The sequence below is a fragment of the Klebsiella sp. HMSC16A12 genome (genome assembly GCF_001808265.1).
Taxonomy (GTDB): domain Bacteria; phylum Pseudomonadota; class Gammaproteobacteria; order Enterobacterales; family Enterobacteriaceae; genus Klebsiella; species Klebsiella pneumoniae.
In genome coordinates, this window is sequence record NZ_KV792604.1 from 69,622 (window position 1) to 84,215 (window position 14,594).

Genomic DNA, 14,594 nt, shown 5'->3' on the forward strand with positions numbered 1-14,594 from the left:
ATTTGGGCAGTTTATAAACAAACGCGCGGTAGTATAAAGGCAAGCCAGGTGCATTGATATAGCCGGGCAGTTTTGCCGGATAAGGAGATCGTAAGCATGGCTTTCAGAAACTGGCGGCTTGGAATGCATATCCAACAGGATAGCATTGCCATTGTCGCGCTATTGCATGAACGTTCACACTGGGCGCTGCGCCGCTGGTGGCGTATCCCATTGCCGCCGGGGCTGGTACGTCAGGGAATGGTGGCGGACGTCAGCGCACTCGGTTCGCGGCTGGCCGCCTGGCGGCGGGAGCTACCGGCGCAGCATCAGGTTAGTATCGCCTTTCCCGCGGTGCGCACACTGCAAAAGCGTCTTCCGTATCCCCAGTTCGCCCTGCGGGAGCGGGAACAGGCGACGTGGGTAGCCAGCGCCATGAGCCAGCAGCTGGCAATGCCTGCCTCCGCGCTATGTATTGATTATGCGCCCACCTCGCGGGATGACGGCTGGCAGGTTACGGCGGCGCAGCGGCTGGATATCAATGTTCTGCGGGAGCTGGCAGGGCGGCTGCGGCTGCGGGTGGCGGCCATCGTACCGGATGCCAGTGCGCTCGGCGCCTTTTTCCCCTGGATGACTGCGGCAGACCAGGGCCTGGCGTGGCGGGATGAAAAGCGCTGGCTGTGGGCGACCCGTGAGGCCTGGGGCAGTGACGCCTGCGCTGATGTCGGGTCCTTAAGCCAGCTGGCGGGGCAGCTTCAGGTTCCGCTGCGCCTGTGTATTGACGCGGGCGATGAGGCCAGTCGCTTTGATGTCTGGCAAGTGATTCACCGTCGGCAGCCCCCGCTGCCAGCCGATGGCGATCGTTACGCCATTGCCCTTGGGCTGGCGCTGGGAGGCGGGCGGCATGACGCATGTCGTTAATCTTCTTCCCTGGCGCGACCTGCGTCGCCGCCAGCGCCTGCGCTACGTCCTGTTGTTAACCATCGGCATTGTGCTGCTGGGCGGGATGGGCCTGCTGGTGAGCCGAACGGCGCGTCTGCAGCGCGACTTCCTGGCGACGCTTCACACGACGGCCGACGCGCAGCTGCTCGCCTCGCTTAAGCAGCGCGAGCAGGCGATGCGTGAGGCGTGGCAGCAGCATCAACGGCAGCGCCAGCAGTACCAGCGCAGATCGGCGATCGCCGCCTGGCAACCCAGGCTGCAGGCGCTGGCGGCAGATCTGCCCGCGCAGGCGTGGCTGACGCGGCTGGAGTACCAGGGCGTACTCCTCACGCTGGACGGCCTGGCCCTTAACCTGCAGGCGCTAACCAGCGTGGAGGCTGCGCTGACTCGCGTCGCGGGATTCGCGCCGGCAAAAGCCGGCGGGACCCAGCGCGACGCCGAGGGGCGTTGGCAGTTCAGTTTTACCCTGACGGGAGCGCGCGCTGATGCGGATTAACCTTCGGGGCGCCTGGACGGGGCTGCCGATCCTGCTCGCAATGGGGCTGTCGGGAGGCGGCGTGGCGCTCTGGCGCGATCTGCGCCCGCCGCAGGCGGCGGTAACCCGTGATGCGGCGTTGCAAACGCAGTGGCGGCGGATCATGGCGCTGCGCATCCCCGGCGAGGAAAATCCCGGGGCGCGCATCGACACGCAGTCATTTTCGCCCATAGCCATTCCGCTCTCCGGAGCGAAGCTTATCGCCTGGCGTCCGCAGGGAAGCGGCGGCGAGATGGAGCTGACCCTGTCCTGGTCAACGGTACCCGCGCTTTTTTCCTGGCTGGCGCGCTGCGGGATGAATCCGCGTTCGTTTTCGCTGGGCCGTGAGGCGCCGACGCTCCGCCTGCGACTGCTGCTGGAGGCGGAAGATGAGCGGTAAACGCTGGATCTTCCTGTGGCTACCGCTGTCGCTGCTGGCGGCCGAGCGTGACCCTTTCCAGCCGGTTGAGGATCCCTGCCGCACGGCGCAGCTTTCGCAATGGCGCTATGGCGGGGCGGTTGGGGATGAGGCTGGCTGGACGGGGTTTCTGCAGGATGGGAACGGAAAGTGGCGACGGGTACGCATGGATGAGCAATTGCCCACGGGCTGGCGGGTGAGCCGGCTGACGGCCGGTGAGCTGGACATCGTCACGTCTTCGGGATGTGAACCGCCAGCGTGGCGCTGGCAACGTGAAGGGAAACAACATGATGCGATGGATAAGCCTGCTGCTTCTGCTGCTGCCGCTGGCGGTGGCCCCCGCCGCCCGCAATGATAAACCGGTTTCGCTGGTGATTGACGATGCGCCAGTGGCCCAGGTGCTGCAAGCCCTGGCCGAAATGAACCATAAGAACCTCGTCGTCGCGCCGGACGTCAGCGGCACGCTCTCCCTGCGTCTGCAGAAGGTTCCCTGGAGCCAGGCGCTGCGGGCGGTAGCGGATAGCGCGGGTCTCTCTTTGCAACAGCAGGGGACGGTCATCTACGCGCACACTCAGGCCTGGCAAAAGGCAAATCAGGCGCAGCGTGAAGCCGAACAGGAGAAACGCCTGCAGAACCTGCCCCTGCAGGCGGAGAGCGTGACCCTGCACTTTGCCGACGCTGAAGAGCTGGCTAAAAGCGGCGGAAAGCTGCTCAGCGCCAGGGGACACCTGATGGCGGACAAGCGGACTAATCGGCTGCTGATCCGCGATGATGCCCGGCACCTGCCGGCGTTGAAGGCCTGGGCGCAGGAGATGGATCTGCCGGTCGGCCAGGTGGAGCTGGCCGCCCATATCGTGTCGATGAGCGAAACCAGCCTTCGTGAGCTGGGGGTGAAGTGGCGGCTTGCGGAAGCCGGAAGCCCGCCAGGCTCCGGGCAAATCACCACCCTAAGCAGCGATGTATCGGTAAACGATGCCAGCACCCGCGCAGGGTTTAACATCGGCAAGATCAACGGTCGCTTGCTTGAGCTGGAGCTATCCGCGCTGGAGCGCAAGCAGCAGGTCGAAATTATTGCCAGCCCGCGTTTATTGGCCTCCCACATGCAGCCTGCCAGCATCAAGCAGGGAAGCGAGATCCCCTATCAGGTTTCCAGTGGCGAAAGCGGCGCCACTTCGGTGGAGTTCAAAGAGGCGGTGCTGGGCATGGAGGTCACGCCGACGGTGCTGCAGCAGGGAAGAGTGCGGCTTAAGCTGCGAATAAGCGAGAATACGCCAGGCCAGGTGCTGAAGCAGGAAAACGGCGAAGCGCTGGCCATCGATAAGCAGGAGATAGAGACCCTGGTGGAAGTTCGCAGCGGCGAGACTTTAGCGTTGGGCGGCATCTTTTCGCAGAAAAACAAAACCGCCCGCGACAGCGTCCCGCTGCTTGGCGATATCCCGGTACTGGGACGTCTGTTCCGTCGTGACGGGAAAGATAATGAACGTCGCGAACTGGTTGTCTTTATTACGCCACGGATTCTGGCAGTACGTTAAGCAGGTTTTTCATGCTAAACACGTTTCAGGTGTTTGACGTGAGGACGGATTTAGCATACAAGGGGTACCGATTTGAGAGTCGGGTACGACATCAATCCTCCCTTTATTGTCCGGCGATTTTATTCAGTTGCCAAACCAGCCGGAGTATTGAGATAATTTTTAGTCTGACTCTCGCTCTATTGCATATGAGGTTTCAGTTCATGCCCTGCGGCGCTGGGTGTCTGCGAAGCGGGTTTATCATTAACGAATAGTCTTAGTAGTACCGAAAAAATGGCAGAGAAACGCAATATCTTTCTGGTTGGGCCTATGGGTGCCGGCAAAAGCACTATTGGGCGCCAGTTAGCCCAACAGCTCAACATGGAATTTTACGATTCTGATCAAGAGATTGAGAAACGCACTGGCGCTGATGTGGGCTGGGTCTTCGATGTTGAAGGCGAAGAAGGCTTCCGCGACCGTGAAGAGAAAATTATCAATGAGTTGACGGAAAAACAGGGGATTGTGCTGGCGACTGGCGGCGGCTCTGTAAAATCCCGTGAAACGCGTAACCGTCTCTCCGCCCGCGGCGTGGTGGTCTACCTGGAAACTACGATCGAGAAGCAGTTGGCCCGTACGCAGCGCGATAAAAAGCGTCCTTTGCTACAAGTCGATGCGCCGCCTCGTGAAGTGCTGGAAGCGCTGGCTGACGAGCGTAACCCGCTGTATGAAGAGATCGCCGATGTGACTATCCGCACAGACGATCAGAGTGCGAAAGTCGTCGCGAACCAGATTATTCATATGCTGGAAAGCAACTGATTCTGGCTTAATAAAAGTGCGTCAGAGTAATAGTCATTGAGGTGGATGTCGCGTTATGGAGAGGCTTACTGTTACCCTCGGGGAACGTAGTTACCCGATTACCATCGCGGCTGGTTTGTTTAACGATCCAGCTTCCTTCCTGCCACTCAAGTCGGGCGACCAGGCTATGCTGGTCACCAACGAAACGCTGGCGCCGCTTTATCTGGATACCGTCCGCTCTGCGCTGGAGCAGTCAGGGGTCAACGTTGACAGCGTCATTCTGCCAGACGGCGAGCAATACAAAAGCCTGGCGGTGATGGATACCGTGTTTACTGCGCTGTTGCAAAAACCACATGGCCGCGACACCACTCTGGTGGCGCTTGGCGGGGGGGTGATCGGTGATTTAACCGGTTTCGCCGCGGCAAGCTATCAGCGCGGCGTGCGTTTCATCCAGGTCCCTACCACCCTGTTGTCGCAGGTCGACTCGTCGGTCGGCGGCAAAACCGCAGTGAACCACCCTCTCGGCAAAAACATGATTGGCGCCTTCTGGCAGCCGGTTTCCGTGGTAGTTGATCTTAACTGTCTGAAAACTCTGCCGAAGCGCGAGCTCGCTTCCGGACTGGCTGAGGTCATCAAGTACGGGGTGATCCTGGATGGTGAATTCTTCAGCTGGCTGGAAAACAACATTGATGCGCTGCTGGCGCTGGACGATACCGCCATGGCGTACTGCATTCGCCGCTGCTGTGAACTGAAAGCGGAGGTTGTGGCAGCCGACGAGCGTGAAACCGGGTTACGTGCTTTACTCAATCTTGGACATACCTTCGGCCATGCTATCGAAGCGGAAATGGGCTACGGTAACTGGCTGCATGGCGAAGCGGTGGCGGCAGGTATGGTGATGGCGGCACGCACGTCCGAACGGCTGGGGCAGTTCCGCGCGCAGGATACTCAGCGCATTATCGAGCTGCTCAAGCGTGCAGGCTTACCGGTACGCGGCCCGCAGGAAATGAGTGCGCAGGCGTATTTGCCCCATATGATGCGCGATAAAAAGGTACTGGCTGGCGAAATGCGGCTGGTGCTCCCGCTCGCAATAGGAAGCAGCGAGCTGCGCGGCGGAGTGCCGCACGATGTGGTTCTTGGCGCGATTGCTAATACTCAGCAGGCGCAACAATAAGAAGGTCTGGCCGCGTTCGCGCGGCGTTATCATTTCGGGTGATGTGCAATAATCGTGAGCATAAGCCTTTTAGTGGGGTGTTAAATGGATGATTTCAAACCAGAAGACGATATGAAAGCCGATCGCAACGATCGTCGTGCTGGTCGTTCCCGTCAGTCTTCCGAGCGTGATGCCGATCCGCAGATCAATTTTGACGATGTTGATCTTGATGCCGATGAAGGCCGTCCGACGCGCGCTGGTAAGGCCCGTCGCGAGCGTGAAGAGGAAGAGTTCGAAGAAGAACTGGATGCGCAAGACGAGGAGATGCTCGAAGAGCAGCCTGTAGAGCGTCGTCCGCGCAAGCGTAAAAAAGCGCCGGCCAAACCGGCCTCCCGCCAGTACATCATGATGGGTGTGGGGATTCTGGTGCTGCTGCTGTTGATCGTGGGTATCGGTTCCGCACTGAAATCGCCATCATCTTCCAGCCAGCAGACCGCTTCCGGCGAGAAGAGCATTAATCTGTCTGACGACCAGTCCGCCAGCATGCCTGCTGCCGGCCAGGACCAGACTGCCGCCGCTAACAGCACCTCACAGCAGGACGTAACGGTACCGCCTATTGCCGCGAACCCGACGCAGGGCCAGGCAGCGGTTGCGCCGCAGGGCCAGCAGCGTATCGAAGTTCAGGGCGATCTGAACAATGCGTTGACCCAGCAGCAGGGCCAACTGGACGGCGCCGTGGCTAACTCGACGCTGCCGACTGAACCGGCTACCGTCGCGCCAATCCGGAATGGCGCCAATGGCACCGCGGCGCCGCGCCAGGCGACCGAGCGTCAGACAGCAGCGACCCCGCGTCCGGCTGAACGTAAGCATACCGTTATCGAAGCGAAGCCGCAGTCGAAGCCACAGGCCGTGGCGAAAACGCCGGTAGAATCGAAGCCGGTCCAGCCGAAGCATGTTGAAAGCACGGCGACCACCGCTCCGGCGAAAACGTCCGTCAGCGAAAGCAAACCGGTGGCCACCGCTCAGAGCAAACCGACCACGACGACCGCAGCGCCAGCGGCAACGGCAGCTGCGGCAGCGCCGGCAGCGAAGACCGGGAAGACGGCAGGTGACGTCAGCTCAATGAAAACTGCGCCGTCGGGTCACTATACTCTGCAGCTCAGCAGCTCCTCTAACTACGACAACCTCAACAACTGGGCGAAGAAAGAGAAGCTGGATAAATATGTTGTCTATGAAACGTCGCGTAACGGCCAACCATGGTACGTGCTGGTGAGCGGTATCTATGCATCGAAAGATGAAGCGAAACGTGCTGTCACCTCGCTGCCGGCGGACGTGCAGGCGAAAAATCCATGGGCAAAACCGCTGCATCAGGTTCAGGCTGACCTGAAATAATGCCGTGGGGTAGTCTTAAGCGCAGGATGCTGTCGGAGCTTTCTCCACAGCCGGAGAACGTGTAATTAGTTAGGCAGCATGAAAAAGAATCGCGCTTTTCTGAAGTGGGCAGGGGGAAAGTTCCCCCTGCTTGACGATATTAAAAAGCATTTGCCGGAAGGCGAGTGCTTGATCGAGCCCTTTGTGGGCGCCGGGTCGGTATTTCTTAATACCGACTTTTCTCGTTATATCCTCGCGGATATCAACAGTGACTTAATCGGCCTGTACAACATCGTCAAACTGCGCACCGACGAATACGTCGCCGCCGCCCGTGAGATGTTTACCCCGGAAAATAACGTCGCTGAGCGCTACTACCTGTATCGTGATGAATTTAACCAAAGCCAGGATCCGCTGCGTCGCGCGGTGCTGTTCCTGTATTTGAACCGTCACGGCTACAATGGCCTGTGCCGCTACAATCTGCGCGGCGAGTTCAATGTGCCGTTTGGCCGTTATAAAAAGCCCTATTTCCCCGAAGCTGAGCTCTATCATTTCGCCGAGAAGGCGCAAAACGCCGAGTTTTACTGCGAATCTTACGAAGAGTGCATGCAACGTGCGGATAGCCGCACAGTGGTGTATTGCGATCCGCCCTATGCGCCGCTAACGGCGACGGCGAACTTTACCGCCTACCACACCAACAGTTTCAACCTGGAACAACAGGTACTGCTGGCGCAAAAGGCGGAATCGCTGATGAAAAAGCGCATCCCGGTGCTGATTTCCAACCACCGCACGCCGCTGACGCAGGAATGGTATAAAAACGCGGCAGAAACGCATATTGTGAAGGTTCGGCGCAGCATCAGCAGCAACGGTGGTACGCGTAAAAAGGTGGACGAGCTATTAGCGCTCTACCGTCCGCCTAAGACCAAATAAATTTCAAGGAGATGCGGATGAAGCAGTATTTGATTGCCCCTTCGATTCTGTCGGCTGATTTTGCCCGTCTGGGTGAGGATACCGCGAAGGCGCTGGCGGCGGGTGCGGATGTCGTGCACTTCGACGTTATGGACAACCACTACGTGCCAAACCTGACGATTGGCCCGATGGTGCTGAAGTCACTGCGTAATTACGGTATTACCGCGCCAATCGACGTTCACCTGATGGTGAAGCCGGTCGACCGCATCATTCCTGATTTTGCCGAAGCCGGCGCCAGCATTATCACCTTCCATCCGGAAGCCTCCGAACACGTCGAGCGCAGCCTGCAGCTTATCAAAGAGCACGGCTGTAAAGCGGGCCTGGTGTTTAACCCGGCGACGCCGCTGAGCTACCTCGATTACGTGATGGATAAGCTGGACGTGATCCTGCTGATGTCGGTTAACCCGGGCTTTGGCGGCCAGTCCTTTATTCCCCAGACGCTGGATAAACTGCGTGAAGTGCGCCAGCGCATCGATGCGTCCGGCTACGACATCCGCCTCGAAGTGGATGGCGGCGTGAAAGCCAGCAATATCGGCGAAATCGCCGCGGCGGGTGCGGATATGTTTGTTGCCGGTTCGGCGATCTTCGGTCAGCCGGACTACAAGCAAGTCATTGATCAAATGCGTAGTGAATTAGCGAAGGTGAGTCATGGATAAATTACAGGCGATCCGCGGCATCGCATTTGATCTCGACGGCACGCTGGTGGACAGCGCGCCGGGTCTAACCTCGGCGGTTGATAACGCCCTGTACGCCCTGGAGCTGCCGGTGGCGGGAGAAGAACGCGTTATCACCTGGATCGGTAACGGCGCCGATGTCCTGATGGAGCGGGCGCTGACCTGGGCTCGTCAGGAGCGAGCAACGTTACGTGCGGCGATGGGCAAGCCTTCCGTCGACGATCATGATATTCCGCAAGACGAGCAGCTGCGCATTTTGCGTAAACTGTTTGACCGCTATTACGCCGAAGCGGCGGAAGAGGGCAGTTTCCTGTTCCCGGCGGTGGCCGATACGCTCGGCGCGCTGCATGCCAAAGGCCTGCCGCTGGCGCTGGTTACCAATAAGCCGACGCCGTTTGTCGCCCCGCTGTTGGACGCGCTCGATATTGCGAAATATTTTACCGTGGTGATTGGCGGCGATGACGTGCAGAATAAAAAGCCGCATCCGGAACCGCTGCTGCTGGTGGCGGAAAAGCTCTCTCTGGCTCCAGCCGAGCTGCTGTTTGTCGGCGATTCGCGCAATGATATTCAGGCGGCCAAAGCGGCAGGCTGCTGCTCTGTTGGTCTGACCTACGGTTATAACTATGGTGAACCGCTTGCGCTGAGCGAGCCGGACTATCTCTTCGACCAGTTTAACGAACTCTTACCCGCTCTCGGGTTACCGCACAGTGAAACTCAGGAATTGAAACATGACTAAGCCCATCGTTTTTAGTGGCGCACAGCCCTCAGGTGAACTGACCATTGGCAACTATATGGGTGCGCTGCGTCAGTGGGTAAACATGCAGGACGATTACCACTGCATCTATTGCATCGTGGACCAGCACGCCATCACCGTGCGCCAGGATCCGCAGCAGCTGCGCAAGGCGACGCTGGACACCCTGGCGCTGTATCTGGCCTGCGGCATCGACCCGCAGAAAAGCACTATCTTCGTGCAGTCGCACGTGCCGGAACATGCCCAGCTAGGCTGGGCGCTGAACTGCTACACCTATTTCGGCGAACTGAGCCGCATGACTCAGTTTAAAGACAAGTCAGCGCGCTACGCGGAGAACATCAACGCCGGTCTGTTTGATTATCCGGTACTGATGGCCGCTGACATTCTGCTGTACCAGACCAACCAGGTTCCGGTGGGCGAAGATCAGAAACAGCACCTTGAGCTAAGCCGCGATATCGCCCAGCGTTTTAACGCCATCTACGGCGATATTTTTAAAGTGCCTGAGCCGTTTATCCCTAAATCCGGCGCGCGCGTGATGTCGCTGCTGGAGCCGACGAAAAAGATGTCCAAGTCCGACGACAACCGCAACAACGTCATCGGCCTGCTGGAAGATCCGAAATCGGTGGTCAAGAAGATTAAACGTGCGGTCACCGACTCCGACGAGCCGCCGGTAGTGCGTTACGATCTGAAAGAGAAAGCGGGCGTCTCCAACCTGCTGGATATCCTCTCCGCGGTTACCGGGAAAACTATTCCTGAGCTGGAACAGCATTTTGAAGGCAAAATGTATGGCCACCTGAAAGGCGAAGTCGCCGAAGCGGTATCGGGCATGCTGATTGATCTGCAGGAGCGCTATCACCGTTTCCGTAACGACGAAGCGTTTCTCAATCAGGTGATGAAAGACGGCGCGGAAAAGGCCAGCGCGCGGGCTTCTCAAACCCTGAAAGCGGTATACGAAGCGATTGGCTTTGTCGCCAAGCCGTAAGCGACGCAACAGCTAAAAGGGCGGGATGATATCCCGCCCTTTTTTATGTCTGTCGCTTTATGGGAGGCAAGGTTAATGGTTCGAAAACCAGTTCAGTTTATCCCGCAGACCGACCACACGGCCGACGATGATCAGCGCCGGGCTGGCCATCTGCTGCGCCAGAATATCCAGTTGTCCTAAGGTGCCGCTGACCACTTTTTGCGTCACAGCGGTGCCGTTCTCGACGATGGCGGCGGGCATATCTTCAGCCATGCCGTGAGCGATAAGCTTCTCGCGGATCGCCGGCGCCTGGTTCAGACCCATGTAGAACACCAGGGTTTGCTTCTCCACCGCCAGGTTCGCCCAGTCCAGCTCGCCGCCGGTTTTCAGGTGGCCAGTGACCAGGCGGACGCCCTGCGCGAAATCGCGGTGGGTCAAGGGGATCCCCGAATAAGCGGAGCAGCCGGAGGCGGCGGTAATGCCAGGCACAACGGAGAAGGGGATGCCCGCCTCGCAAAGCGTCTCCAGCTCTTCCCCTCCGCGGCCAAAGATAAAGGGATCGCCGCCTTTCAGCCGGACCACGCGTCTTCCTTTTTGCGCTTCGCGCAGCAGGATCTGGTTGATCTCCTCCTGCGGGACGCAGTGGTAGCCTGAGCGCTTGCCGACGAACACCCGATCGGCATCGCGGCGCACCAGATTCATGATGTCATCGGAGACCAGCCGATCATAGACCACCACGTCAGCCTGCTGGATCTGCTGCAGGCCTTTGAGCGTGAGCAGCCCGGCGTCACCGGGGCCGGCGCCAACCAGCACCACCTCGCCGCGATGCTCCAACGGCTCCGTCAGCAACTGCTCAGTGGTATCCGCGACTGCCTGCCGATCGTCATTAGCCAGCGACTGCGCCAGACGGTCGTTAACAAACAGCTTCTCCCAGAAGCGGCGACGCTCGCCTACGGTGGCAAACTGCTGCTTAACCCGCGCGCGCAGATGGCCGGCATAGCGGGCCAGCTGGCCGAGATGCAGGGGCAGAATTGACTCCAGTTTCTCGCGCAGCAGGCGCGCCAGAACCGGTGATGTCCCGCCCGAGGAGACGGCGACCATCAGCGGCGAGCGATCGATGATCGACGGCATGATAAAGCTGGCCTGGCGCGGGGCATCCACCACGTTACAGAAGATACGCCGCGCTTCGGCCGCCTCGCTAACCTGCTGGTTGACCGTCTCATCATCAGTAGCGGCGATGGCCAGCCAGCAGTTATCCAGCAGCGAGGGGATAAACTCCCCCTGCACCAGAGTTAGCATCTGTGAATCAGCCCACACCTGAAACTGGGGCGTGAAGTCGAGCGCATTGACCGTGACGTTAGCGCCAGCATCCAGCAGCAGACGGGCTTTGCGTTCGGCGACATCCCCGCCGCCAACCAGTAAACAATCGCGCTGGCGCAACTGGCAGAATATGGGTAAGTGATCCACAGAATAACCTCATAAAAATAAGGGGTAGAAAACGAGTGGTCGTAGAATAGCAGCAAAGGTAATACAAAACATGCGACATATCCCGCACTCATGCGCTGTCGGTCAGAACTGTTACTTATATCTCCCCCCGTGGCCGGGGGGAGGGAGAAGGACTTACGCTTTAAGCTGAACGTGTCCGTCTTTCACGCGGGCGTCGAAGCGGGCGATAGAGTGGCTGGCATCTTCCATGCACAGGCCGTCGCTCAGGCGGAAGCGCTGTTTTTTCAGCGGGCTGGCGACCCATAGCGCGCCGTCATGCTCGGCGATAATCCCGCGAGACAGTACGCTGGCGTTGAAGAACGGATCAATGTTGCTGATGGCGAATACTCTGTCGTCATGGTAGGGACGGAAGATCGCCACCTGCTGCTGACCGAGCAGGGCGCAGACGCCGGTGGCCGGCAGGATGTCGTCGATGCTGCAGATATTTACCCACTGGCTCATGCTTTTTCCTCCACCAGAGTAACCGGGATACGCTCATACGGCGTGGCCGGGCGGTGCTGGTCACGTTCCGGCACCACCTGAACGTTCGGGTCGCGCTGGTCGCTGTTGATAAAGTGTTTGAAGCGGGTCTGCGCCGCCGGGTTGTTGACGGTCTCGGTCCACTCGCAGGCGAAGGCGGCGCGCAGGCGAGCCAGTTCTTCTTCCAGATGGTCGTTCAGACCGAGCTTGTCATCGATGATGACGCTGCGCAGATAGTCGATACCGCCTTCCATATTGTCCAGCCACGGGGCAGTGCGGGTCAGCTTATCGGCGGTGCGGATGTAGAACATCATAAAGCGGTCGAGATATTTGATGAGCGTATCGCGATCGAGGTCCGCGGCCAGTAGATCGGCGTGACGCGGCTTCATCCCGCCATTACCGCACACGTACAGGTTCCAGCCTTTCTCGGTGGCGATGATCCCGACGTCTTTGCCCTGAGCCTCGGCACATTCGCGGGTGCAGCCGGAGACGCCGAACTTCATTTTGTGCGGGGTGCGGATGCCTTTGTAGCGGTTTTCCAGTTCCACGCCGAAGCCGACGCTGTCGCCAACGCCGTAGCGGCACCAGGTGCTGCCGACGCAGGTTTTCGCCATTCGCAGCGCTTTGGCGTAGGCGTGGCCGGTTTCGAATCCCGCTTCAATCAGCTGCCGCCAGATCTCCGGCAGGTCGTCTTTCTGCGCGCCAAACAGGCCGATGCGCTGAGAGCCGGTGATTTTGGTGTACAGATTGAATTCACGCGCGATACGGCCCACGGCGACCAGCCCTTCCGGCGTGATTTCGCCGCCAGCTGAGCGCGGGATCACCGAATAGGTACCATCTTTCTGAATGTTGGCGAGGAAGTTGTCGTTGCTGTCCTGCAGCGGCGTGTGCTGCGGCTTGAGGATGTACTCATTCCAGCAGGAGGCCAGCAGGGAACCGACGGTCGGCTTACAGACTTCACAGCCGTAGCCCTGACCGTGTTTTTCCAGCAGTTCGTCGAAGGTTTTAATGCCTTCCACGCGGATCAGGTGGAACAGCTCCTGACGGGAGTAAGCGAAGTGTTCGCACAGATTGTTGTTGACCTCGATGCCCTGTTTCGCCAGCTCGGCGTTGAGCACCTGAGTGACCAGCGGAATACAGCCCCCGCAGCCGGTCCCGGCTTTGGTTTCCGCTTTCAGCGCCGCCACGGTGTGGCAGCCTTTGTTGATAGCGGCGATCAGGTCGCCTTTGCTGACGTCAAAGCAGGAGCAGATCTGCGCGCTGTCCGGCAGTTTATCCACGCCGATGGACGGCTTGCCGCTGCCGGCGTGGGCCGGGAGGATCAGCGAATCCGGGTTTTCCGGCAGCTCGATGGCGTTGAGCACCAGCTGCAGCAGATTGCCGTAGTCGCTGGTATCGCCGACCAGTACCGCGCCGAGCAGCGTTTTGTTGTCGGCGCTGACGATCAGGCGCTTATAAACTTCTTTGCTTTCGTCGAGATAGACGTAGCTACGGGCGCCCGGCGTGCGGCCGTGGGCATCGCCGATCCCGCCCACGTCCACACCCAACAGCTTCAGCTTGGCGCTGAGGTCGGCGCCGGTGAAGCTATTTTCACTGCCGAGGAGATGGTCGACGGCCACCTGGGCCATTTTATAGCCGGGGGCGACCAGACCGTAGACGCGGTTGTTCCAGCTGGCGCATTCCCCGATGGCATAGATATCCGGATCGGAGGTCTGGCAGCTATCGTTGACCATGATGCCGCCGCGCTGGGCGACCGCCAGCCCGCACTGGGTGGCCAGCTTATCGCGCGGGCGGATCCCGGTTGAGAAGACGATGAAATCGACCTGCAGCTCGCTACCGTCGGCGAAGTGCATGGTTTTGCGCGCCTCGGTGCCCTGCTGAACAATCTCTTTGGTGTTTTTGCTGGTGTGAACTTTCACGCCCATGCTTTCGATTTTGCGCCGCAACTGCTCGCCGCCCATCTGGTCGAGCTGTTCGGCCATCAGCATCGGCGCGAATTCGATAACATGGGTTTCCACACCGAGGTTTTTCAACGCGCCGGCCGCTTCCAGGCCGAGCAGGCCGCCGCCGACTACCGCGCCGCGTTTGCTGCGGCGGGCGCAGGATTCGATGGCGTTAAGATCTTCAATAGTGCGATAGACGAAGCAATCCTGGGTTTCCGCGCCTTTAATCGGCGGGATCCACGGGTATGAGCCGGTCGCCATAATCAGCTTGTCGTAGAACACGGTACGCCCGGCGCTGGAGTGGATCACTTTCTCCTGGCGGTTGATGGTGATCGCCCGTTCGCCGACCAGCACCTTGACGCCGTGTTTCTCATAGAAACCTTCGCGTACCAGCGACAGTTCTTCCGCAGTGTGATGGGAGAAATAAGACGACAGGTGGACGCGGTCGTAGGCGATACGCGGTTCTTCACAGAACACGGTAATGTCGAACTGTCCGGCAGGCGCCTTATCGAGAAGCTCTTCGATAAAGCGATGGCCAACCATGCCGTTACCGATAATAGCGATTCTGACTTTGCTCATTTTTGCCTCGATTTCTTTTCTATTACCGCCTACCTTAACGATTCAGCCATCAGGCTTATTGATGCAAATCAATGACAACTT

Annotated in this window: 15 protein-coding genes; 12 read left to right on the forward strand and 3 right to left on the reverse strand. The window is 59.2% G+C overall.

From position 1 onward, the window contains the following. The first annotated feature begins 96 nt into the window (after positions 1-96). The 12 genes from HMPREF3140_RS11150 to trpS all read left to right on the forward strand — a co-directional run bounded on the left by HMPREF3140_RS11150 (position 97) and on the right by trpS (position 10,047). A complete protein-coding gene (locus HMPREF3140_RS11150) occupies positions 97-897 on the forward strand; it encodes a type IV pilus biogenesis protein PilM (protein WP_020323926.1) in 801 nt (266 codons plus the stop codon). Then, positions 881-1,414 (forward strand): PilN domain-containing protein, encoded by a 534-nt coding sequence (locus HMPREF3140_RS11155; RefSeq protein WP_004174028.1) that lies wholly within the window; start codon positions 881-883, stop codon positions 1,412-1,414. The genes HMPREF3140_RS11150 and HMPREF3140_RS11155 overlap by 17 nt, the downstream gene beginning before the upstream one ends. Beyond that, positions 1,404-1,832, forward strand: a complete 429-nt coding sequence (locus tag HMPREF3140_RS11160; protein ID WP_032412508.1) for a HofO family protein — start codon at positions 1,404-1,406, stop codon at positions 1,830-1,832. Before HMPREF3140_RS11155 ends, HMPREF3140_RS11160 begins: the two co-directional genes overlap by 11 nt. Further along, complete coding sequence (locus tag HMPREF3140_RS11165; protein ID WP_002920279.1) at positions 1,822-2,205, forward strand: HofP DNA utilization family protein; 384 nt, start codon at positions 1,822-1,824, stop codon at positions 2,203-2,205. The genes HMPREF3140_RS11160 and HMPREF3140_RS11165 overlap by 11 nt, the downstream gene beginning before the upstream one ends. Further along, entirely contained in the window at positions 2,138-3,382 is a 1,245-nt protein-coding gene (hofQ, locus tag HMPREF3140_RS11170) for a DNA uptake porin HofQ (protein ID WP_004174030.1), read from the forward strand. Before HMPREF3140_RS11165 ends, hofQ begins: the two co-directional genes overlap by 68 nt. 270 nt (positions 3,383-3,652) lie before the next feature. Next, positions 3,653-4,174 carry a shikimate kinase AroK gene (aroK, locus tag HMPREF3140_RS11175; protein WP_002920267.1) on the forward strand — a complete coding sequence of 174 codons (522 nt, stop codon included), beginning with the start codon at positions 3,653-3,655 and terminating at the stop codon, positions 4,172-4,174. 55 nt (positions 4,175-4,229) lie between these two features. Next, on the forward strand, positions 4,230-5,324 hold the full coding sequence (gene aroB, locus HMPREF3140_RS11180) for a 3-dehydroquinate synthase (RefSeq protein WP_032412506.1): 1,095 nt from the start codon (positions 4,230-4,232) through the stop codon (positions 5,322-5,324). An 84-nt stretch (positions 5,325-5,408) separates the two neighbouring features. Then, positions 5,409-6,695 (forward strand): cell division protein DamX, encoded by a 1,287-nt coding sequence (gene damX / locus HMPREF3140_RS11185; RefSeq protein ID WP_015875204.1) that lies wholly within the window; start codon positions 5,409-5,411, stop codon positions 6,693-6,695. 78 nt (positions 6,696-6,773) lie between these two features. Then, complete coding sequence (gene dam, locus HMPREF3140_RS11190) at positions 6,774-7,601, forward strand: adenine-specific DNA-methyltransferase (protein ID WP_002920260.1); 828 nt, start codon at positions 6,774-6,776, stop codon at positions 7,599-7,601. 17 nt (positions 7,602-7,618) lie between these two features. After that, on the forward strand, positions 7,619-8,296 hold the full coding sequence (gene rpe, locus HMPREF3140_RS11195) for a ribulose-phosphate 3-epimerase (protein WP_032412504.1): 678 nt from the start codon (positions 7,619-7,621) through the stop codon (positions 8,294-8,296). Then, positions 8,289-9,050 carry a phosphoglycolate phosphatase gene (gph, locus tag HMPREF3140_RS11200; protein WP_004188345.1) on the forward strand — a complete coding sequence of 254 codons (762 nt, stop codon included), beginning with the start codon at positions 8,289-8,291 and terminating at the stop codon, positions 9,048-9,050. Before rpe ends, gph begins: the two co-directional genes overlap by 8 nt. Further along, on the forward strand, positions 9,043-10,047 hold the full coding sequence (trpS, locus tag HMPREF3140_RS11205) for a tryptophan--tRNA ligase (RefSeq protein WP_002920253.1): 1,005 nt from the start codon (positions 9,043-9,045) through the stop codon (positions 10,045-10,047). Before gph ends, trpS begins: the two co-directional genes overlap by 8 nt. Before the next feature lie 72 nt (positions 10,048-10,119). Here the strand turns inward: trpS and cysG are convergent, their stop codons facing one another. The 3 genes from cysG to nirB all read right to left on the reverse strand — a co-directional run bounded on the left by cysG (position 10,120) and on the right by nirB (position 14,513). Then, positions 10,120-11,493, reverse strand: a complete 1,374-nt coding sequence (gene cysG / locus HMPREF3140_RS11210) for a siroheme synthase CysG (protein ID WP_002920252.1) — start codon at positions 11,491-11,493, stop codon at positions 10,120-10,122. 153 nt (positions 11,494-11,646) lie between these two features. Continuing rightward, complete coding sequence (gene nirD / locus HMPREF3140_RS11215; RefSeq protein ID WP_002920249.1) at positions 11,647-11,973, reverse strand: nitrite reductase small subunit NirD; 327 nt, start codon at positions 11,971-11,973, stop codon at positions 11,647-11,649. Further along, positions 11,970-14,513, reverse strand: a complete 2,544-nt coding sequence (gene nirB / locus HMPREF3140_RS11220; protein WP_002920243.1) for a nitrite reductase large subunit NirB — start codon at positions 14,511-14,513, stop codon at positions 11,970-11,972. Before nirB ends, nirD begins: the two co-directional genes overlap by 4 nt. Positions 14,514-14,594 lie beyond the last annotated feature (81 nt).

What these genes read in the sequence shown, in the direction of transcription:
- HMPREF3140_RS11150 (WP_020323926.1), top strand. Translation starts at nt 97, where the DNA reads ATGGCTTTCAGAAACTGGCGGCTTGGAATGCATATCCAACAGGATAGC.
- HMPREF3140_RS11155 (WP_004174028.1), top strand. Translation starts at nt 881, where the DNA reads ATGACGCATGTCGTTAATCTTCTTCCCTGGCGCGACCTGCGTCGCCGC.
- HMPREF3140_RS11160 (WP_032412508.1), top strand. Translation starts at nt 1,404, where the DNA reads ATGCGGATTAACCTTCGGGGCGCCTGGACGGGGCTGCCGATCCTGCTC.
- HMPREF3140_RS11165 (WP_002920279.1), top strand. Translation starts at nt 1,822, where the DNA reads ATGAGCGGTAAACGCTGGATCTTCCTGTGGCTACCGCTGTCGCTGCTG.
- hofQ (WP_004174030.1), top strand. Translation starts at nt 2,138, where the DNA reads ATGATGCGATGGATAAGCCTGCTGCTTCTGCTGCTGCCGCTGGCGGTG.
- aroK (WP_002920267.1), top strand. Translation starts at nt 3,653, where the DNA reads ATGGCAGAGAAACGCAATATCTTTCTGGTTGGGCCTATGGGTGCCGGC.
- aroB (WP_032412506.1), top strand. Translation starts at nt 4,230, where the DNA reads ATGGAGAGGCTTACTGTTACCCTCGGGGAACGTAGTTACCCGATTACC.
- damX (WP_015875204.1), top strand. Translation starts at nt 5,409, where the DNA reads ATGGATGATTTCAAACCAGAAGACGATATGAAAGCCGATCGCAACGAT.
- dam (WP_002920260.1), top strand. Translation starts at nt 6,774, where the DNA reads ATGAAAAAGAATCGCGCTTTTCTGAAGTGGGCAGGGGGAAAGTTCCCC.
- rpe (WP_032412504.1), top strand. Translation starts at nt 7,619, where the DNA reads ATGAAGCAGTATTTGATTGCCCCTTCGATTCTGTCGGCTGATTTTGCC.
- gph (WP_004188345.1), top strand. Translation starts at nt 8,289, where the DNA reads ATGGATAAATTACAGGCGATCCGCGGCATCGCATTTGATCTCGACGGC.
- trpS (WP_002920253.1), top strand. Translation starts at nt 9,043, where the DNA reads ATGACTAAGCCCATCGTTTTTAGTGGCGCACAGCCCTCAGGTGAACTG.
- nirD (WP_002920249.1), bottom strand. Translation starts at nt 11,973, where the DNA reads ATGAGCCAGTGGGTAAATATCTGCAGCATCGACGACATCCTGCCGGCC.
- nirB (WP_002920243.1), bottom strand. Translation starts at nt 14,513, where the DNA reads ATGAGCAAAGTCAGAATCGCTATTATCGGTAACGGCATGGTTGGCCAT.